The 17,878-nt window shown below is 68.5% G+C and carries 17 protein-coding genes and 1 pseudogene; 13 read left to right on the top strand and 5 right to left on the bottom strand.

What is annotated here, in order from left to right; all coding sequences use genetic code 11:
• Positions 1–61 precede the first annotated feature (61 nt).
• The 5 genes and pseudogenes from AC07NN_RS20940 to AC07NN_RS20920 form a co-directional block, all read left to right on the top strand.
• Complete coding sequence (locus AC07NN_RS20940) at positions 62–1,177, top strand: ABC transporter permease (RefSeq protein ID WP_494645412.1); 1,116 nt, start codon at positions 62–64, stop codon at positions 1,175–1,177.
• Positions 1,174–2,010 carry an ABC transporter ATP-binding protein gene (locus AC07NN_RS20935; protein WP_494645409.1) on the top strand — a complete coding sequence of 279 codons (837 nt, stop codon included), beginning with the start codon at positions 1,174–1,176 and terminating at the stop codon, positions 2,008–2,010. Before AC07NN_RS20940 ends, AC07NN_RS20935 begins: the two co-directional genes overlap by 4 nt.
• Positions 2,010–2,948 carry an MlaD family protein gene (locus AC07NN_RS20930; RefSeq protein ID WP_494645407.1) on the top strand — a complete coding sequence of 313 codons (939 nt, stop codon included), beginning with the start codon at positions 2,010–2,012 and terminating at the stop codon, positions 2,946–2,948. The genes AC07NN_RS20935 and AC07NN_RS20930 overlap by 1 nt, the downstream gene beginning before the upstream one ends.
• Complete coding sequence (locus tag AC07NN_RS20925) at positions 2,945–3,595, top strand: ABC-type transport auxiliary lipoprotein family protein (protein WP_494645405.1); 651 nt, start codon at positions 2,945–2,947, stop codon at positions 3,593–3,595. The genes AC07NN_RS20930 and AC07NN_RS20925 overlap by 4 nt, the downstream gene beginning before the upstream one ends.
• Positions 3,592–3,686 (top strand): annotated as a pseudogene (locus AC07NN_RS20920) (hypothetical protein); the annotation flags it as partial. The gene AC07NN_RS20925 and the pseudogene AC07NN_RS20920, both read left to right, overlap by 4 nt.
• A 6-nt stretch (positions 3,687–3,692) precedes the next feature.
• Here the strand turns inward: AC07NN_RS20920 and AC07NN_RS20915 are convergent.
• Together AC07NN_RS20915 and spbR are read right to left on the bottom strand one after the other, a co-directional pair.
• The gene (locus AC07NN_RS20915) at positions 3,693–4,457 is read right to left on the bottom strand and encodes an NUDIX hydrolase (protein WP_494645403.1); all 765 of its coding nucleotides are present in this window, start codon (positions 4,455–4,457) and stop codon (positions 3,693–3,695) included.
• A 76-nt stretch (positions 4,458–4,533) separates the two neighbouring features.
• Positions 4,534–5,667: a pole-localized protein SpbR gene (gene spbR, locus AC07NN_RS20910; protein ID WP_494645400.1), complete on the bottom strand. Its 1,134-nt coding sequence runs from the start codon at positions 5,665–5,667 to the stop codon at positions 4,534–4,536.
• Positions 5,668–5,821: 154 nt separating this feature from the next.
• On the opposite strand from spbR, the gene AC07NN_RS20905 reads away from it, so the two are divergent.
• The 3 genes from AC07NN_RS20905 (at position 5,822) to AC07NN_RS20895 (ending at position 9,564) form a co-directional block, all read left to right on the top strand.
• Positions 5,822–7,612: a hybrid sensor histidine kinase/response regulator gene (locus AC07NN_RS20905; protein WP_494645394.1), complete on the top strand. Its 1,791-nt coding sequence runs from the start codon at positions 5,822–5,824 to the stop codon at positions 7,610–7,612.
• A gap of 239 nt (positions 7,613–7,851) precedes the next feature.
• Positions 7,852–8,271, top strand: a complete 420-nt coding sequence (gene rnk / locus AC07NN_RS20900; RefSeq protein WP_494645391.1) for a nucleoside diphosphate kinase regulator — start codon at positions 7,852–7,854, stop codon at positions 8,269–8,271.
• A 102-nt stretch (positions 8,272–8,373) separates the two neighbouring features.
• Positions 8,374–9,564, top strand: a complete 1,191-nt coding sequence (locus tag AC07NN_RS20895) for a CaiB/BaiF CoA transferase family protein (protein WP_494645389.1) — start codon at positions 8,374–8,376, stop codon at positions 9,562–9,564.
• Here AC07NN_RS20895 and AC07NN_RS20890 read toward each other — a convergent pair.
• Positions 9,551–10,432: a transglycosylase SLT domain-containing protein gene (locus AC07NN_RS20890; RefSeq protein ID WP_494645386.1), complete on the bottom strand. Its 882-nt coding sequence runs from the start codon at positions 10,430–10,432 to the stop codon at positions 9,551–9,553. The two genes, AC07NN_RS20895 and AC07NN_RS20890, sit on opposite strands and share 14 nt — an antisense overlap.
• A gap of 193 nt (positions 10,433–10,625) precedes the next feature.
• Between AC07NN_RS20890 and AC07NN_RS20885 the strand changes: the two genes are divergently transcribed.
• The gene (locus AC07NN_RS20885; RefSeq protein WP_494645380.1) at positions 10,626–11,342 is read left to right on the top strand and encodes an energy transducer TonB family protein; all 717 of its coding nucleotides are present in this window, start codon (positions 10,626–10,628) and stop codon (positions 11,340–11,342) included.
• Positions 11,343–11,413: 71 nt separating this feature from the next.
• Here AC07NN_RS20885 and AC07NN_RS20880 read toward each other — a convergent pair whose 3' ends face one another.
• Together AC07NN_RS20880 and AC07NN_RS20875 are read right to left on the bottom strand one after the other, a co-directional pair.
• On the bottom strand, positions 11,414–12,577 hold the full coding sequence (locus AC07NN_RS20880) for an acyl-CoA dehydrogenase family protein (protein ID WP_494645375.1): 1,164 nt from the start codon (positions 12,575–12,577) through the stop codon (positions 11,414–11,416).
• A gap of 22 nt (positions 12,578–12,599) precedes the next feature.
• Complete coding sequence (locus AC07NN_RS20875) at positions 12,600–13,613, bottom strand: NAD(P)/FAD-dependent oxidoreductase (RefSeq protein WP_494645373.1); 1,014 nt, start codon at positions 13,611–13,613, stop codon at positions 12,600–12,602.
• 179 nt (positions 13,614–13,792) lie between these two features.
• Between AC07NN_RS20875 and AC07NN_RS20870 the strand changes: the two genes are divergently transcribed.
• The 4 genes from AC07NN_RS20870 to AC07NN_RS20855 all read left to right on the top strand — a co-directional run bounded on the left by AC07NN_RS20870 (position 13,793) and on the right by AC07NN_RS20855 (position 17,872).
• The gene (locus AC07NN_RS20870) at positions 13,793–14,200 is read left to right on the top strand and encodes a helix-turn-helix domain-containing protein (RefSeq protein ID WP_494645371.1); all 408 of its coding nucleotides are present in this window, start codon (positions 13,793–13,795) and stop codon (positions 14,198–14,200) included.
• Positions 14,201–14,813: 613 nt separating this feature from the next.
• Positions 14,814–15,095 carry an HU family DNA-binding protein gene (locus AC07NN_RS20865; RefSeq protein ID WP_066682603.1) on the top strand — a complete coding sequence of 94 codons (282 nt, stop codon included), beginning with the start codon at positions 14,814–14,816 and terminating at the stop codon, positions 15,093–15,095.
• A 129-nt stretch (positions 15,096–15,224) separates the two neighbouring features.
• Positions 15,225–16,445: a putative DNA modification/repair radical SAM protein gene (locus tag AC07NN_RS20860; RefSeq protein ID WP_494645368.1), complete on the top strand. Its 1,221-nt coding sequence runs from the start codon at positions 15,225–15,227 to the stop codon at positions 16,443–16,445.
• A complete protein-coding gene (locus tag AC07NN_RS20855) occupies positions 16,445–17,872 on the top strand; it encodes a UdgX family uracil-DNA binding protein (protein WP_494645365.1) in 1,428 nt (475 codons plus the stop codon). The genes AC07NN_RS20860 and AC07NN_RS20855 overlap by 1 nt, the downstream gene beginning before the upstream one ends.
• Positions 17,873–17,878: the final 6 nt, after the last annotated feature.

Raw genomic sequence — 17,878 nt, 5'->3', positions numbered from 1 at the left:
TGGACTTGTCAGGTCCACGGCGGGGCTTGGATATAACCGGGCAAGAACCCCCAAGGACTTCATGGCGCTTCCGGCGGACTTCACCTTGACCGAACAGGACGGCCGCACGCTGGCGGTCCTGTCGGGGGATTGGACCGCCCGGGGTCTGTTCGACGCCGGCCTTCGCCTGGACCAGGCCCTGTCGGGGGCCAGCGCCCTCACCCTGGACCTCACTGGCGTCAATCGCTGCGACACGGCCGGCGCTTACGCCATCCTCCGCGCCGCCGGCGATCGCTTGCAGCAGGAGCATGTCCAGGCCCGCCGGGAAGTGCTGCGTCTGCTGGAGTTGGTCGCCGCCGCGATCCAGGTCGAGCCGGAGCCTACCGTCCGCCCCGGCGGCTTCCACGCCCTGCTTGATCGCCTGGGGCGCGGCGTCTTCGGCCTGTTCTCCGACGGCTACAGCACCATGGTGTTCCTGGGACACCTGCTGGTCGCCCTGGGACGCAGCATCGTCGATCCGCGCCGCATCCGCTGGGCCCCGATCGTCGCCCAGTGCGAGCGCGCGGGCCTGGACGCCATGCCGATCGTGGCGACCACGACCTTCTTCATCGGCGCGGTGGTGGCCCTGCTGGGCGCCAACATGCTCACCGAGTTCGGGGCGCAGGTCTATTCGGTCGAGCTGATCGGCATCTCGGTGATGCGCGAGTTCAACATCCTGATCACCGCCATCCTGCTGGCCGGCCGCTCGGCCTCCAGCTTCGCGGCCGAGATCGGCTCGATGAAGATGAACCAGGAAATCGACGCCATGCAGGTCATGGGCGTAGATCCCTACGAGGCGCTGGTCCTGCCCCGCTTCGCCGCCCTGCTGTTCACGATCCCGCTGCTGACCTTCGTGGCCACCATCGCGGGCCTGGCGGGCGGCATGCTGGTGGTCTGGATCGTGCTGGACCTGTCGCCGACCTTCTTCCTGCAGCGGATCATCGACTTCGTGGGAGCCACCCACTTCTGGATCGGCCTCTCGAAGGCCCCGGTGATGGCCACGGTGATCGCCGCGATCGGCTGCCGCCAGGGCATGGAAGTCGGCAATGACGTCGAGTCCCTGGGCCGGCGTGTGACCGCCGCAGTGGTGCACGCCATCTTCGCCATCATCCTGATCGATGCGGTCTTCGCCCTCGTCTACATGGAGCTGGACATATGACCGGCCCCGCAGAGCTAGCGCCTTCCGTTGAAACGGCCGAGGCCGAGAAGCATCCGATCGACGTGCGCGATCTGGTCTCCTGTTTCGGCGACAACACCATTCATGACGGCCTGGACCTCAAGGTCGAGCGCGGCGAGGTCCTGGGCGTGGTCGGCGGTTCGGGCACCGGCAAGTCGGTGCTGCTGAACACCATAATCGGCCTCAAGGAGCCCGACGGCGGCCAGGTGCGCCTGTTCGGCGGCGACATGCGCACGGCCTCGCGCCGGCGGTGGTCGTCGGTCGAGCGGCGCTGGGGCGTGCTGTTCCAGCAGGGCGCGCTGTTCTCGAACCTCACCGTCCGCGAGAACGTCGCCGCCCCGCTCTACGAGCACACCCGCCTGCCCAAGCGCGAGGTCGAGGAGATCGCCGACCTGAAGATCGCCATGGTCGGCCTGCCCGCCCGCGCCGCGCTCCTGAAGCCGGCCGAACTGTCGGGAGGCATGCGCAAGCGCGCCGGCCTGGCCCGCGCGCTGGCCATGGATCCCGAACTGCTGTTCCTGGACGAACCGACCGCCGGTCTCGACCCGATCGCCGCCGAGGCGTTCGACGCGTTGATCAAGGACCTCTCGGACAGCCTGGACCTGACCGTCTTCATGATCACCCACGATCTGGACAGCCTCTACGCCATCACCGACCGTGTCGCCGTCCTGGCCGACAAGAAGGTCGTGGCGGTGGCGCCCGTGCGCGAACTCGAGCGTTCGGATCATCCCTGGATCAAACAGTACTTCCTGGGCCCCCGGGGTCGCGCCGCCGCGACTGCCGAGGATCCGGCCGAGGCGAGGACCGACTACTGATGGAAAGAAACGCCAACTACGCCCTCGTGGGGGCCATATCGCTGGCGCTCTTCATGGGCCTGGTGATCTTCGTCGTCTGGCTGGCCAAGCTCAGCTTCACGCGCGACTACGACCTCTACGACATCCTGTTCGTGGGTCCGGTTCGCGGCCTGTCCGAAGGCGGCGAAGTCCACTTCAACGGTATCAAGGTCGGCGAGGTCGCGCGCATCGAGCTGGACAAGACCGATCCCAACCGCGTCATCGCCCGCGCCCGCGTCACCTCGGACGTGCCGATCAAGGTCGACAGCTACGCCACGCTGGAGCCGCAGGGCATCACGGGCGTCAACTACGTCCAGATCACCGCCGGTTCGCCGGACAAGGAGCTGCTGAAGGACACCGTCAAGAACGGCAAGGTCCCCGTGCTCCGCAGCCAGCGCAGCGCCCTCTCTGACCTGCTGGAAGGCGGCGGCACGGTGCTGACCCGCACCATCGAGGCCCTGGACCGCGTCAACCGCGTGCTGTCCGACAAGAACATCAAGACCTTCAGCGCCTCGCTCAGCGACGTCCAGGCGGTCACCGCCGAACTGCGCGAGCGCAAGGAGATCATCGCCGACGCCCAGAAGGCGCTGCAGAGCATCGACCAGACCGCCCAGTCGATCACCGAGCTCACCAAGAGCGCCAACGGCCTGGTCGACGGCGACGCCAAGCGCACCCTGAAAGAGCTGGGCGACGCCGCCGGCGAGCTGAAGGCCGCCGCCAAGGACGCACGCGGCATGGTCAGCAAGCTGGAAGGCCCAACCACAGACTTCGCGACGACCGGCCTGCCCCAGCTGTCGGCCGCCATCGTCACCCTGCAGTCGGCCGCCGAGTCGCTGGACCGGCTGGTCGCCGACGTCGAACAGAACCCCCGCGGCGTGGTCGGCAAGGCCCCAGCCAAGGAAGTGGAGGTCAAGCCGTGAGCCCGATGATCCGTACCGTCGCCAAGACCCTTGGGCGGTCCCTGGCCGTCGCGGCCCTGGCCGTCAGCCTGTCGGGCTGCATCACCCTGCTGCCCAAGACCAAGCCGGTGGGCCTCTACCGCTTCGGCGAGGCGCAGGTCAGCGTGGCCAAGGGACCGCCGGGGACGATGTTCGGCGTGCTGAAGACACCGACGGTCTTCACCCGCGCCGCCGCCGGCGACCGCATCCTGACCAGCACCAATGGCGAGGTGGCCTATGTGGCCGGCGCGCGGTGGGTCTCGCCAGCCTTCGTGCTGTTCGAGGAAGCCACCGCCCGCGCCTTCGAGAACGATCCCGGCCGCGCCCGCCTGATCGGTCGCGGCGAGGTCGCCAAGGCCGACCTGATGCTGCGTCTGGAGGTGCGGACCTTCGAGGCCGACTACGTCAACGGCCCCAAGGCTGCGCCGGAAGTGGTCGTGCGGGTGCGCGGAGTGCTGAACCGCAGCCAGGACCGCGCCCTGGTCGGCGACCAGATCTTCGAAGCGCGCGTGAAGGCCGCCGACAACCGCGTGGGCGCGATCGTCCCGGCCTATGACCAGGCGGTGGCGCAGGTGCTGGGCGAGGTGGTGGCTTGGGTCAACGCCGCAGGGCCTGGCCTCAAGAGCTGAGGGGCCGAAACCTCGTCCTTCGACAAGCTCAGGATGAGGTTTCTACTGAGCCGACCTTGATCCTCACCCTGAGCTTGTCGAAGGGCGAGGATCACACTCAGAGCGCCTCAAGCGGCTCCGTCACGGGGCCGTAACCGGCGTCCTCCTGGATCCGCAGTACGCGGCCGTCGACCCACGGTTCGACCGTGACCAGTTCTCGCATTTCCGCCCGCGCCACCGCATCGGCGGGATCGGCGCTTTCGGCCAGCAGCTGCAGGTTCATGCGCGTGGGGAAGATCACCTTGCGCTCGCCCGAGGCCGCCAGCTCCAGCGCCCTGCCCGGCGCGATCCACTCGGCGTCGACCGCCTCGTGGCCGTCGCAGATCGCCTGCTGGGCCAGGGGCGCATGGGCGACGTAGAACCAGGTGTCGAACCGCTTGGGCATCAGCTTGGGCGTGATCCAGCGGGCGAAGACGGTCAGGGCCGAGAGATCGAGCTTCAGGCCCAGGTCCTCGACCACCTCCAGGAAGGCCACCTTGTCCTCGGCCACCGCCGCTCGAACGTCCTTGGCGGCCTCGCCGGCATAGAAGGCGCCGTCCTTGTCACGCGCCAGCAGGACGCCGGCTTCCTCATAGGCCTCGCGGATGGCGGCGATGCGCAGGGCCACGCCGTCGTGCCCGACCTCGTCGAAACCAATCGCCAGCTCGCGCCAGCGCGGGTCGCTGTCGCCCTGATGGCTCTTGCCGCCCGGGAACACCAAAGCCCCGGCCGCGAAGTCGATCTGGTGATGCCGCTTGACCATCAGCACCTCGAACGAAGGCGCATCCCGAAGCAGCAGTACGGTGGCGGCGAGGCGGATCGCGCCCGGCGATGAGTCAGACATGGAAGGAAGTCTGGCGCCGGCGCAGGACCTTGCCCAGACTTCTTTCGAACAAGCGTTAGGTTTCCAGGCGCCGCCTCTAGGCGGATTGAGCCCGGCGCTTGTTGGCGCTGCGGTCCATGCGCTCGAGCAGGTACTCGTTGTCCTCGCGCGAGGCGATGTGCGACGAGGTCAGGAAGCGCTGGATCATGTGCTCCTGGAAGCGCTGGCGATCGTTCGCCCCGCCGTCGAACTCAAGCCCGTGATAGGCGTCGACGCCGGCGCGGAACGCCGAATAGAGGCGCGGCGGCAGGCCCGCGCGCTCGCAGATCGCCTTCAGGCCCAGCGGCCCAGCGTCGTGGATCATCAGCCAGGTGCGGTGGTGCGGAACGCCGGCCAGCTCGGCCACGGCCCACTCGAAGAACGTCATGTGGCCATGGGCCAGGGCGCGCAGGACCAGCGACGGCGACAGGCGGCCCATCTTGTTCAGGTGCGCCACGAAGCCCTTGGGATCGGCGGCGCGGCCGGCCTGATCCACCAGGTCGATCGTCGCCCGTTCCTTGGCGCCGATGATCAGCTCCAGGGCGCGCTCGGCCGAGAGGGCGTGATTGGTCAGGATGTGGTCGCGAAGCTGCTCTCCGACCATGTCGATCAGGCGCTCGCTGACCGCCAGCGGCAGGGCCGCGCGATAGGCGACGGCTTGCAGCACGTGCTCGGACTTGGCGAAGCGGTCCAGCGCCTTCTGCAGCGCAACTTCGGAGAAGCGGGCGTTGTCGTTGGCGCAGGCCACGGCGACCACGTCCTCGTCGCCCTGCTCGACCAGCATGGTGGTGATGCGGCTGGAGAGCTTCGGACGCTTGGCCACCGCCATCTGGCGCACCGGACCGCCGACGCGGACGATCTCGGCCAGGTCGGTGTCGGTGAACACCGGCGAGAAGCTGATGATCGGCAGGCTGACGCTCTCGACGTCACGCGCCAGGCGGTTGGCGACGTCCGGCGGCAGGGCCACGGAATTCTTGAGCGTGACGGCCATGGCCCGACGCACCAGCTCGGCGGCGTCGGCGGCCATGACACGCAGGATATCGTGCGCGACAGCCCGCTCTTCCTCGGTGAGCTGCGAACGGTCGATGTTTCGACACAGCTTGTGCGCCGCCAGGGCGCGCTCGTCAGGCGTCGCGCCCTTCACGAGCATGCGGATGTCGGAGTCGGTGAGTGCTGCGCGTGTCGTGGCCATTGGTCCGCCCGCCTGAACCTATGCGAGGAGTCGCATCCTGGACGGTTAGGCTTAATGATTGTTTGAGTTCCGAAGCTGTGGATTAACGATAAGCCGTAACCGGGCACAAACCACGCTCGACTACGGTGTGCGCTCAACCGAGAGGAGCGCGCCCTTGCTCGCTGAGCGCCGCCAGAAAGACAGCCCGACGGACGGCGCCCACCTAACCAAGGCGCTGGAGGCCCAAGCTGCGCTTTTGCCTTATGCGCTTGGGGTTTTCGCGGTCAGCCTGCCCCTCTTCGTCTGGGTCGGATCCTTCGCCACGAACCGCGTCTGGATGACCGCCAGCTTCGCCGTGTTCGCGATCAACTGGGGCGCCTTCTACGCCGCCGTGAACTGGTTGCGCGACGAAGCGTCGCAAGATCTTAACCGTAGGGCCCGGGTCCACATCCTGTGCGGCCTCCTTTGGGCTCTGTCGGTCGCCCAGATTTCGGCCTTCGCGGAGGGCGCGGGTCCGGCGCGCGACACGCTGCTGCTGCTGGCTACGGGCGGCGCGGTGCTCTGCGCCTTCTTCGCCGCGCCCTATCTGCCGGCCCTGCTGATCATCGCCCCGGTCGCGGCCGCCGGTCCGCTGATCGCCCGGTTCTCTCACCCGCAGCGCGAAGGCGGCGAGCTGACCTGGGGCGCAACCGCCCTGGCCCTGACGCTGGCCCTGATCCTGAACCGCATGTTCCGCCGCCAGCACGACCTGACCGTGGCCCACGAGCGCATGGTCGACGAGCGCCTGCGCGTGCTGGAGGCGGCCGAGCGCACGGCTCGCAGCAAGTCCGATATCGTCGCCACCCTGAGCCACGAGATCCGCAACGGCCTGACCGGCGTCACCCACGTGCTGGCCGCCGCCGCCGGCAAGGGCGGCCGCGCCGCGCCGTCGCGCGAGCAGCTGAACGCCGCCCTCGACGCCGCCCAGGACCTGATCTCCGTCCTGAACGCCACGCTCGACTCCGAGACGGCCGAGTCCGGCCGCCTGAGCGTCGAGGCCCAGCCCTTCGACCCCGTACGCCTGGTCCAGGACCTGGCTCTGTTGGACAAGCCGAACGCGGCGACCAAGAGCCTGGAGCTCAGCGTCCACATCGACCCGCTGCTGCGCAATCGCGACAAGGGCGCGGTGGTCGCCGACGCCCTGCGCACCCGCCAGATCGTCGCCAACCTGCTGGGCAACGCGGTGAAGTACACCGTGCGCGGCCGCATCGAGGTCCGCGTCGAGCTGCGCGGCGACCAGGTCGCCGTCGAGGTCGCCGACACCGGTCCTGGCCTGTCGGTCGAGGAGATGGAGCAGGCCTTCGAACCCTTCCGCCGCGTCGAGCGCACCGGCGCGGGCGTGACGGGCGCGGGTCTTGGCCTTTCGCTGTCGCGGCAACTGGCTCGCCTGATGGGCGGCGCCCTGGAGGCGCGCAGCGCCGTCGGCGTCGGCAGCTGCTTCACTCTGACCCTGCCCTTCGACGCCGCCGCCGGCTGCGATCTGGACGAGCGGGAGATGGACGCCTTCGTCGCTGAAGCGCCGGGCGCGCCGCGCACCCTTCGCGTGCTGATCGCCGAGGACGACGCCCTGCATGCGGCCATGCTGCGCGCCATCCTGGAACAGCTGGGCCATCAGGTGGTCCACGCCCAGAACGGCCGTCGCGCCGCAGACCTGGCCAAGATCGCCGAGTTCGACCTGCTGATGTTCGACCACCGCATGCCGATGATGGACGGCCCGGCCGCCGCCGCCGCGTTGCGCGCGGTCGACGGCCCCAACCGCCTCACGCCGATCGTGGCGGTCATCGACGGCGATGGCGAGGAGGCTTCGGAATTCCTGGAAGCCGGCGCCGACATCATCCTGCGCAAACCCGTCAGCGTGGCCGGCGTGGCCCGCGCCCTGGCCGACGCCGCCGCCCTGGTCCGCAACGCGCCCGCCAACGCCGCCTGAGCACCGCCCGCTCCCGGTTTGACAAGCCGAGCCCGGGGTGGAGAATGGCGCATGTTCTCGCGCCCGACGTTCCGGCGTTTTCGCCATCACGGCGGTAGCCTGCTCGCAGGCTCCTAGCCCCGAACCGTCCGCGCGCCTGTCGCGGGCGTTCGGGGCGAACACACATCATCCCGTCATCTGACGATCGCCCCTGTCGAGGGCGCGTCGTCGCGCCTTCACATCATTGCCTGGAGCCTTCCATGCTCGCTCAAGCGGACGCCGCCGCGCGTCCCCGTATCATCATGGCCGAGACCGAGGTCGAACGCCTGTCCACCCTGGCCCTGCAGATGGAGCAGGCCGCGCCGCTGGCGGCCGACATGCTGTTGCAGGAGATCGACCGCGCCGAGGTGCGCCCCGACGCCCAGATGCCCGACCATGTCGTCCGCATGCGCTCCACCGTCCGGTTCGAGGACGACGCCCACGGCGCGGCCCGCTCGGTGCTGCTGGTCTATCCGAAGGAGGCCGACATCGAGGCCGGCAAGATCTCGGTGCTGTCCCTGGTCGGGGCGGGTCTGATCGGCCTCTCAGCCGGCCAGACGATCCAGTGGCCCGACCGCGACGGTCACGAGCGGGCGCTGCGCATCCTCAAGGTCGAGCCGCCCAGCCCTCCCCTCTTCTGAAGACCCCCTCGGGTGAATGGAAGGCTTGCCGCTGGGTAAGCCTTTCCAATCCTCGCCCTGGTCCGCACACTCCTTCTAACGAGAAAAGGTTGGGAGGGTGCGATGCTGGAAGGACTGCGCGTCGTCGAACTGGCGACCTATATCGCCGCGCCAGGCGCGGCCGGGATCATGGCCGACTGGGGCGCCGAGGTGATCAAGGTCGAGTCGCCCGAGGGCGACCCGATGCGGCGCTTCTTCGACACCATCGGCTCGGACCAGGACGCCAACCCGATCTTCGAGCTCGACAATCGGGGGAAGAAGGCGGTGGTGCTGGACATCCGTTCGGACCTGGGTCGCGAAGCGCTGAAGGCCCTGGCGGCGACCGCCGACATCTTCCTGACCAATGTCCGCCCCGCCGCCCTGGCCCGCGCCGGGGTCGACTACGAGGCGCTGAAGGCGATCAATCCGCGCCTGATCTACTGTAGCCTGACGGGTTATGGCCTCACCGGCCCTGACGCCGACAAGCCGGGCATGGACGTGGCGGCGTTCTGGTCGCGCGCCGGCGTGGGGGCGATCACCGCGCCCAAGGGCCAGGAGCCCTTCCCGATCCGCACCGGCATGGGCGACCACGTCACGTCCCTGGCGACGGTGTCCGCGATCCTCGCGGCGGTGCATGAGCGCACGAACACCGGCGTCGGTCGCCTGGTCGAGACCTCCCTGCTGCGCACCGGCGTCTACGCGATCGGCTCGGACATGGCGATCCAGCTACGCTTCGGGAAGCTGGCGTCCACGCGTGGTCGGCGCGAGGCGGTGCAACCGCTGGCCAACTTCTACAAGACCGCCGACGGTCGTTGGATCTGCCTGCTGCCGCGCCAGGGCAGCGTCGACTGGCCGCGCATCGCCGCGGCCGCCGGACGCCCGGAACTGGTCGACGACCCACGCTTCGCCGGCGCCAAGGCTCGCCGCGAGAACGGCCAGGCCCTGGTCGACATCCTGGACGAGGCGTTCGGGTCCATGGCCTACGCGGACGCCGCCGAGGCGCTGGACGCCGGCGACATCACCTGGGCGCCCTATCAGACCCCGCGCGAACTGGCGGTCGACGCCCAAGCCGAGGCGGCCGGCTGTTTCGTGGACACGCCGGATGGCGTAGGCGGAACCTTCAAGGCGCCCGCCGCCCCGGCTCGCTTCCCAGGATCGGAGGATGGGCCGCGCGGTCCCGCGCCGAAACTGGGCGCGGACACGGCGGCGGTGTTCAGGGAATTGGGGTGGTCGGAGGATCAGGTGGCTGAGCTGACAAGCGTCAGCGCTGCTTGACCTTGTCGTTGGCGTCGGCCAGCACACGCAGCATCTCGGCCGAGAACATCGAGCTGGCCAGGCGCTGGCCCGAGCCGACATTGACGCCGCCACTGCTGCTCGAGCCGCTGAACGGGCTGCCGGCGTCCTGCGAGCCGCGCAGGATCAGGTCGACCATGGCTTCCTGCTGGCGGATGCGCTCCAGGCGACGGCCGCTGGCATATTGCATGAAGCCCTGGTCGGCGTTCTCGATCTGGCGGGCGGGCGCCGGATCGGTGACGCGCGTGGCGCCGCCGGTCTTGGTCAGGTTGGCGTAGACCTCGCCCACCGTGGCGGCGCGGCCTTCACGATAGAAGATCGACTTGTTGGCCTGGGCGGCGTCCGGGAACATGGCCGCGGCGCTGGCGCCCGGCGAGGCGGTGGCCGCCTCGATCAGCTTGGCCGAACCCGACGGCCCCAGGAAGTGTGCGGCGTAGAGCTCGCCGGCGGTCGGCGTGCGTCCCACCCGGCCACGCAGGTACGAGGCATGGTCCGAGGTCAGCTCGCCGGCCATCAGCGAGGCCGCGTGCGGATCCATTTTCAGGCCCAGCACCGCCTTGCGGGCCTCGTCGCCGTCGACCCGGTAGCGGCCGTCCGAGCCCTGGCTGATCAGGTCGGCGTAGCGGGCATAGCCGTACTTGGAGCCATGCTTCTTCAGCGTGGACAGCCAGGTCTGGTCGACGAACTGGAACAGGCCCGAGGCCGACGACGTCCGGGCCTTGGCGGCGGGGTTGAAGCCGCTCTCCCGCTTGGCCGCGCCCATCAGGAACGTGAAGTCGACCCCGGTCGCGCTGGAAGCGCGCTGGATCGCCGACTCGACGACGCTGCGGATGGAACTGACGGCGGGCATGGGCCTCATGTCTCGCGGACTATGGTTAATTCGCGATTAACCACGTTCTCCGCGCCCCGTCCGGAGGCGACATGTCGCACCCGCTCTTACAAGCGTAAGACAAATCGTCACGCAGATTACGATTGTCAATTTACAGCTCGCCAGGTTCGTGCTGACCTCATATCACAAATGTAGTTTTGCTTAGGAGGTCGTTATGAACCTGGCTCTCCACCCTCACGGCTCCGGCATTCCGGGCCTGGACGACACGCCGCGCAAACCCTCGAAGGTGCTGCTGATCGGCCTGGGTGTCTCGGCGGCCCTGCACGCCGCCCTGATCGGCTACCTCGCCTATCAAAAGTGGGTGCAGCCGATGCCGGCCATGGTCGATGATCCCGTGTATCGGATCGAAACCATCACACCCACGCCGAAGCCGCCTCCCCCGCCGCCTCCGTCGACCAAACCGCCGCCGAACCAGATGAAGCTCCATACGCCGGTTCCGACGCCCCTGCCGACGCCGGATCCGCTGCCGATCAAGCCCTTGGACATCCCCGAGAGCCCACCGACGCCCGGACCAATCGTCCTGCCGAGCGTTCCGGCCACGCCGCCGGCCATCCCGACGCCTCCGCAGCCCAAGGTGGTCACCCGCGCCAACTGGCTGCGACTGCCCTCGGCCGACGACATGGCGCGGTACTATCCGGAGAGCGCCCAGCGGCGCGGCCTGTCGGGCTCGGCGACGCTGAACTGCGTGGTCGCTATCAACGGCACGGTCCGCGACTGCTCGGTGGTCTCGGAAACCCCGGTCGAGGAAGGCTTCGGCAACGCGGCCATCAAGGTCTCGCGCTTCTTCAAGATGAAGCCGCAACTGGAGAACGGCGAGGCCGTCGACGGCGCGACGGTTCGTATCCCCATCCGGTTCAACGCGGGCGTTTAAGGCCCTCCTCCAGCGTTGAAACGGCGGCCGGGTCGCACAGCCTTCAGCGACCCGGCCATTTCTTCTCGTCGCTAATAGCTCTTGGGCAGACCCAGCACGCGCTCGGCAATGAAGTTCAGGATCATCTCGCGGCTGACCGGCGCGATGCGGGCGATCATTGCCTCGCGGAAGTAGCGCTCGACGTCGTACTCCTTGGCGTAGCCCATGCCGCCATGGGCCAGGACCGCGTTCTCGCAGGCATGGAAGCCGGCTTCCGCGCCCAGATACTTCGCCGCGTTAGCCTCGGCCCCACAGTCCTTGCCCTGGTCGTAGAGCGCGGCGGCCTTGAAGGCGAGCAGGTTGGCGGCCTCCAGCTCGGCCCACGACTTGGCCAACGGATGGGCCACGCCCTGGTTCTTGCCGATCGGCCGGCCGAACACGATCCGCTCATTGGCGTAGGTGGTCGCCTTGGCCAGGGCCGCGCGACCCAGGCCGATGGCCTCGACGGCGAACAGCACCCGCTCGGGGTTCAGGCCGTGCAGCAGGTAGGCGAAGCCCTTGCCCTCCTCGCCGACCAGATCCTCGGCCGGGACGAACAGGTCCTCGATGAAGAGCATGTTACATTCGACGGCCTTGCGCCCCATCTTCGGGATCGGCTTGGCCTCGATCTTCTCGGCGTCGGTATAGAACAGCGACAGGCCCTGGTGCGGCTTGGCGCACTGATCCTTAGGCGTCGTGCGGGCGATGATCAGGATCTTGTTGGCGCGCTGGGCGCCGGTGGTCCAGATCTTCCGGCCGTTCAGGCGGTAGCCGCCATCGACCTTCTCCGCCCGCGTCTCCAGGCTGGAGGTGTCCAGGCCCGAGTTCGGCTCGGTGACGGCGAAGCACATCTTGTCCTCGCCGGAGATGATCCGGGGCAGCAGACGCTCGCGCTGCTCGTCGGTGCCAAACTTCACCAGCGGCATCGGGCCGAAGATGTTGAGGTGGATGGCCGAAGCGCCCGAGAAGCCCGCGCCCGACTGAGCCACGGTCTGCATCATCACGGCGGCCTCGGTCAGGCCGAGGCCCGCACCGCCGACGCTCTCCGGCATCGCCACGCCCAGCCATCCGCCTTGAGCAATGGCGGCCACGAATTCCTCGGGGAAGATTCCGGTCTCGTCGGTGCGGCGCCAGTACTCGTCGTCGAAGGCGGCGCATACCTTGGCCACGCCCTCGCGGATGGCTTCCTGTTCCTCGGTCAACCAGAATCCGGACATCCGGCCCTACTCCCCTGCGTTGCTACTCCTCGAGCTTCTCGAAACGGCGCGCGTCCATGGCGGCGGCGTCCGGGCCCGGGTTATCGTCATTCAGATACGCCGCGACCATGTCGGCCACAAGCGGCGCCAGCAGCCAGCCGTTGCGCCGCGCGCCGACCGCCAGCAGCACGCCGGGCGCGGCGCTCCAGCCCACCAGCGGCAGGCCGTCCGAGGTCGTGACCCGCACGCCCACCTCGACCTCGGCCCCGTCCAGGTCGAGGTCCGGACGCAGAGCCCAGGCGGCCGCGCGCAAGCCCTGAGTCGCCGAGGCGTCGGGTGCGAGATCGTCGCGACCGGCCTCCATGGTGGCGCCGATGGCCAGGGTCTCGCCGGGAGCCAGATAGACGCCCTCGCCCCGCACCACGGTCGGATCGTCGTCGGCGACCTGCACGCGCAGGATCTGGCCCTTGATCGGCGCCAGGGCGCGCGTCTCGGGCGCGAGGTCGCCGCCGCGAACACCCGGACCGGTCGCCAGGACCAGGACGTCGAAGGCGAGGACCTGGCCGTCGGCCAGGCGCAGGGCGCCGGGGTGGAAAGTCTCGACGGCGGCCGGCTCGAACAGGACGCCGGCCGCCTCGGCCGCCGCCCTCAGAATCGCCAACGCGGACGAGGCCTCGATACGCCAGTCCTCGGCGATGGAGGGATCGGGCGACAGGCCCAGGGTCCGCATGCGTTGCCCCACCTGCTCACGCCAGGCCTCGGAGCCCTCGATCCGCACGCCGGCCCGAACCAATTCGATCCCGAGGTCTTCCGCGAAGGCCGGCCAAAGGTCCCGGGCGCGACGCATGATGTCGAGATGATCGCGCGAGGCCGGATCAAACAGCGCCTCGCTGACCGGGGCCAGCATGCCCGCCGCTACGCCCGAGGCGTTGGCGCCCGGCGGTGCGGGATCGAAGACAGTGACCGCGTGGCCCGAGCGCGCCAGACGCAACGCGACCGAAGATCCCAAGGCCCCGGCTCCCGCCACGGCGATACGCGCGCCCGATCGAACTGTCATGGCGCGCCACACACCTCTCGCGGGGGCGAACGTCAAGCCCAGGATGGGGTCAAACCGCGACAGTTTGGCGCGAACACCCGTTCCGTGTACGCCCGGACGTGACGGCGCAGCCAAGCTCGGTCTATATCGGTTAATACTTGAAGGATGCCGCCGAGCGGCGTTGGAGGGAATTCAAGCGGATGAACGATCGACCCGCAGCCGAGCCGGCCCACCCCGTTGACCTGTACGTGGGCGCCCGGTTGAGAATTCGCCGCAAGATGATGGGCCTTTCCCAGACTCAAGTCGCCGACGCCCTCGGCATCACCTTCCAGCAGATCCAGAAGTACGAGCGCGGCGCCAACCGCATCAGCGCCAGCAAGCTGTACGACGCGGCCAAGCTGCTGCAGGCCCCGGTTTCCTATTTCTTTGAAGGCCTTAGCGAGACCGATGGCGGCCTCGACGACGGCTTCTCGCAGCGCATGACCGAGTTCGTCTCGACGCCGGAAGGCCTGGAACTGGCCAGCCTGTTCCCCCGCCTGGCCGACCGCCGGCTGCGTCGCCGGGTCGTCGACCTGGTCCGCGCCATGGTGGACGACGAAGCGCCCTAACCGGACTTCCGACCCGAAGACCGAACCAAGAGGCCCGCGCCGCGCCAGCGACGCGGGCCTTTTCGTTGCCGACTCACCGCCTCGAACCTCTCCGCCTACGAAGTAAAAAGTTACTTCGAATCGGCCACACGACAGCGCACCCCGTAACCTCCTGAACCTGGTCAACTGCGACTGGGGCGCTGGCTACGACCAGCGAATCCGCCTGCGCCCGCGACCGCTATTCCAGCGCGCCGACCCCGGTGAGCAAGACCCGCAACACGGGTCTGTCGCTCTCGTACATGCAGATCTCGCTCCGCTACGAGTTCTAGCCGACCTCTAAGCGACGACGATCGGGGCCGCGGCGTTCGCGTCGCGGGCCCTTTTCGTGCCCGCCGGACCCCGACTCAGTCCGGGAATCACCCGACTCGGAGTCGAGCAAAAGTACGCTTTAGGGACGGTCATCATGGTTTTTGATGCCGACTTGACCATTCACCGGGCGACGAATTCGAGAAAATCCCCGGCCCACGGGCGTTTTGTCCCCGTGAATCGGCGTTTTAACCTTCCCTAACGGGTGACAAACGCGATCGGTCTCGGCAGGCTCGAACTTCCCTGATTCACAGGAATGAGCTTAGAGATGACGAACGTTTCCGATCTGGTCGACGCCGCTGTCGCCGCCGACGACAAGCTGACCAAGACCCAAGCCAAGGCCATCATCGACGGCGTCTTCAAGTCGATCTCCGACGCCGCCGTGAAGGGTGAAGAAGTCTCGATCCCGGGCTTCGGCAAGTTCAAGGTTCAGGCCAAGCCGGCCCGCACCGGTCGCAACCCCGCCACGGGCGCGACCATCGAAATCGCCGCCAGCAAGAAGGTCGCCTTCACGCCGGCCAAGCAACTGAAGGACGCCGTCAACGGCTAACTTCGGCGAGGAGGCTGGCGCGCAAGTGTCAGCCTCCCGACGCTTCTATTCACGCGCGACATTGCGCCTCGTGCCAGTGTTGCGCGTGAAGACTATCTAGAACAAAAGAAGAACGATAACGTGCCGCGCATGGCCGTTCTCGATCTCAGACGTAAGCTCGCTATCCTTTCCGACGCCGCCAAGTACGACGCGTCGTGCGCCTCTTCCGGGGCCGAGAAACGGACCTCCGTTGGCGGCCAGGGCGTGGGCTCGACCGAGGGCATGGGCATCTGTCACGCCTATGCGCCCGACGGTCGGTGCATCAGCCTGCTGAAGATCCTGCTGACCAACTTCTGCATCTACGACTGCGCCTACTGCATCAACCGCGTGTCGTCGAACACGCCCCGGGCGCGGTTCACGGTGAAGGAGGTCGTCGACCTCACCCTGAACTTCTACAAGCGCAACTATATCGAGGGCCTGTTCCTCTCCTCGGGCGTCATCCGGACAGGCGACTATACGATGGAGGAGATGGTCCGGGTGGCGAAGTCGCTGCGGCTGGACCACGACTTCCGGGGCTACATCCACCTCAAACTGATCCCCGAGGCCTCACCGGAACTGGCAGCCGAGGCCGGGCTCTATGCCGACCGGGTGTCGATCAACATCGAGCTGCCGCGCGACGACAGCCTGGCGACCCTGGCGCCCGAGAAGAGCCCCACCGACATCAAGCGCGCCATGGGCCGCATGCGCCTGGCCATCGACGACCACGCAGAGCCAGCGCGGAAGGCGGGCAAGCGATCCTTCGCCCGCAGCCAATCCACCCAGCTGATCGTCGGCGCCGACGAGGCCAAGGACGGCGACATCCTGGCCCGCAGCGCCAGCCTCTACGGCGCCTACCGGCTGGGGCGGGTGTTCTACTCGGCCTTCAGCCCGATCCCGGACGCCAGTCACCGCCTGCCCCTGGCCCGTCCGCCCCTGCTGCGCGAGCACCGCCTGTACCAGGCCGACTGGCTGATGCGCTTCTATGGCTTCGAGCGGCCCGAGATCGTGGCCGAGGGCGAGGACCTGGATCTCACGGTCGATCCCAAGACCAGCTGGGCGCTACGCAACCGGGCCAAGTTCCCAGTCGACGTCCAGACCGCAGACAAGGAGACGCTGCTGCGCGTGCCGGGTCTCGGCGCCAAGGCCGTGGAGCGCATCCTGGCCGCCCGCAAGGTCACCCGGCTGACCCTGGGCGACCTCAAGCGCGTCGGGGCCGTCCTGAAGCGCGCCAGGGCCTTTCTGGTGACCGCCGACTGGACGCCCGGGGCCCTGACCGACCGCGAGGGCCTGAAGGCAACCCTGGTCCAGCCTCAGCAGTTGAGCCTGTTCTGATGCGGGTAGTGCGTCTGACGTCGGAGATCGACTTCGTCGGCTGGCGGACCGCCGCCAGGGCGCTGCGGGCCGAAGGCGTGGCGCCTGAAGCGGTGGTGTGGACGGTCGAGCGGGAGCTGTTCGACTTCGACGCCCAGCCCGCGCCGACCACGAGAGGCGCCTTCACCGTCCCCGCCGCCTTCGTCGAGCTGGCCGAGCAGGTGATCCAGAACCGCAGCGCCGACCGCCTAGCCCTGCTCTACCGCATCCTCTGGCGCTTGGAGCGGGAACCCCGCCTGATCGACAACCCGGCCGATCCCGACATGGCCCGCGCCCGCGACATGGCCAAGGCCGTCAGCCGTGCCTCTCACAAGATGAAAGCCTTCGTCCGCTTCCGCCTGATCGAAGGGGCGGCGACCGAGACGTACGCCGCCTGGTTCGAGCCGGCGCATCGGGTCACCGAGGCCACGGCCGGCTTCTTCGTGCGCCGCTTCACCAATATGGACTGGACCATCCTGACGCCCGACGCCTGCGTCGCCTGGGACCGCGAACGGCTGATGGTGTCCGAAGGCGCCGATCCTGCCGACGCGCCCTCCGAGGACGCCCAGGAAGAGCTCTGGCGGACCTACTACGCCTCCATCTTCAATCCGGCCCGGCTGAACCCCAAACAGATGCGCCAGGAGATGCCGAAGCGCTACTGGCTGAACCTCCCCGAGGCGGCGCTCATTCCGGAGCTGATCGAAACCGCCCAGGACCGCGCCGCCGCCATGGTCGCCTCGACGCCACGCCAGCCCTCGGATCGCGTCCTCAAGGCCGCTCTGCGCCATTCACGCGACGCCTCGTATGGCGGCGGCGCGCCGACCACGCTGGAAGAGGTCGCGGCCGGCGTGCAGGTCTGTCGCCGCTGCGACCTCTGGCGTGACGCCACCCAGGGCGTCCTGGGCGAAGGCGCATCCCATGCGCCGCTGATGTTCGTGGGCGAGCAACCGGGCGATCAGGAAGACCTCGCCGGCCGGCCGTTCATCGGCCCCGCCGGCCAGGTGTTCGACAAGGCCCTGGCCGAGGCCGGCGTGCCGCGCGACCGGACCTTCGTCACCAACGCCGTGAAACACTTCAAGCACGAGCTGCGCGGCAAGCGGCGCATCCACAAGACGCCGGACCGGGGCGAGGTCACCGCCTGCCGCTGGTGGCTGGACGCCGAGCGTCGGCTGGTGCGGCCGCGCGTGATCGTGATGCTGGGAGCCACGGCCGCCCTGGCGGTGGTCGGCAAGGCCACGCCGATCGGAGCCAATCGCGGCAAACCAGTGCAACTGGCGGACCAGGCGCAGGGCCTCGTGACCTACCACCCGTCCTTCCTGCTGCGCATTCCGGACGAGGCTGCCCGCGCCCGGGCCCATGCCGAGTTCGTCGACGACCTGAAGCAGGCCGGCCGGCTGGCCGGCCTGTGAGCCGCC

This window comes from Caulobacter sp. GW821-FHT09H08, assembly GCF_059415885.1.
The sequence above is the reverse complement of the archived record's forward strand: the minus strand, read 5'-3'. Positions and strand labels throughout refer to the sequence as shown.

What these genes read in the sequence shown, in the direction of transcription:
- AC07NN_RS20895 (WP_494645389.1), top strand. Translation starts at nt 8,374, where the DNA reads ATGCTGGAAGGACTGCGCGTCGTCGAACTGGCGACCTATATCGCCGCG.
- AC07NN_RS20870 (WP_494645371.1), top strand. Translation starts at nt 13,793, where the DNA reads ATGAACGATCGACCCGCAGCCGAGCCGGCCCACCCCGTTGACCTGTAC.
- AC07NN_RS20930 (WP_494645407.1), top strand. Translation starts at nt 2,010, where the DNA reads ATGGAAAGAAACGCCAACTACGCCCTCGTGGGGGCCATATCGCTGGCG.
- spbR (WP_494645400.1), bottom strand. Translation starts at nt 5,667, where the DNA reads ATGGCCACGACACGCGCAGCACTCACCGACTCCGACATCCGCATGCTC.
- AC07NN_RS20935 (WP_494645409.1), top strand. Translation starts at nt 1,174, where the DNA reads ATGACCGGCCCCGCAGAGCTAGCGCCTTCCGTTGAAACGGCCGAGGCC.
- rnk (WP_494645391.1), top strand. Translation starts at nt 7,852, where the DNA reads ATGCTCGCTCAAGCGGACGCCGCCGCGCGTCCCCGTATCATCATGGCC.
- AC07NN_RS20860 (WP_494645368.1), top strand. Translation starts at nt 15,225, where the DNA reads ATGGCCGTTCTCGATCTCAGACGTAAGCTCGCTATCCTTTCCGACGCC.
- AC07NN_RS20855 (WP_494645365.1), top strand. Translation starts at nt 16,445, where the DNA reads ATGCGGGTAGTGCGTCTGACGTCGGAGATCGACTTCGTCGGCTGGCGG.
- AC07NN_RS20875 (WP_494645373.1), bottom strand. Translation starts at nt 13,613, where the DNA reads ATGACAGTTCGATCGGGCGCGCGTATCGCCGTGGCGGGAGCCGGGGCC.
- AC07NN_RS20890 (WP_494645386.1), bottom strand. Translation starts at nt 10,432, where the DNA reads ATGCCCGCCGTCAGTTCCATCCGCAGCGTCGTCGAGTCGGCGATCCAG.
- AC07NN_RS20865 (WP_066682603.1), top strand. Translation starts at nt 14,814, where the DNA reads ATGACGAACGTTTCCGATCTGGTCGACGCCGCTGTCGCCGCCGACGAC.
- AC07NN_RS20880 (WP_494645375.1), bottom strand. Translation starts at nt 12,577, where the DNA reads ATGTCCGGATTCTGGTTGACCGAGGAACAGGAAGCCATCCGCGAGGGC.
- AC07NN_RS20915 (WP_494645403.1), bottom strand. Translation starts at nt 4,457, where the DNA reads ATGTCTGACTCATCGCCGGGCGCGATCCGCCTCGCCGCCACCGTACTG.
- AC07NN_RS20885 (WP_494645380.1), top strand. Translation starts at nt 10,626, where the DNA reads ATGAACCTGGCTCTCCACCCTCACGGCTCCGGCATTCCGGGCCTGGAC.
- AC07NN_RS20940 (WP_494645412.1), top strand. Translation starts at nt 62, where the DNA reads ATGGCGCTTCCGGCGGACTTCACCTTGACCGAACAGGACGGCCGCACG.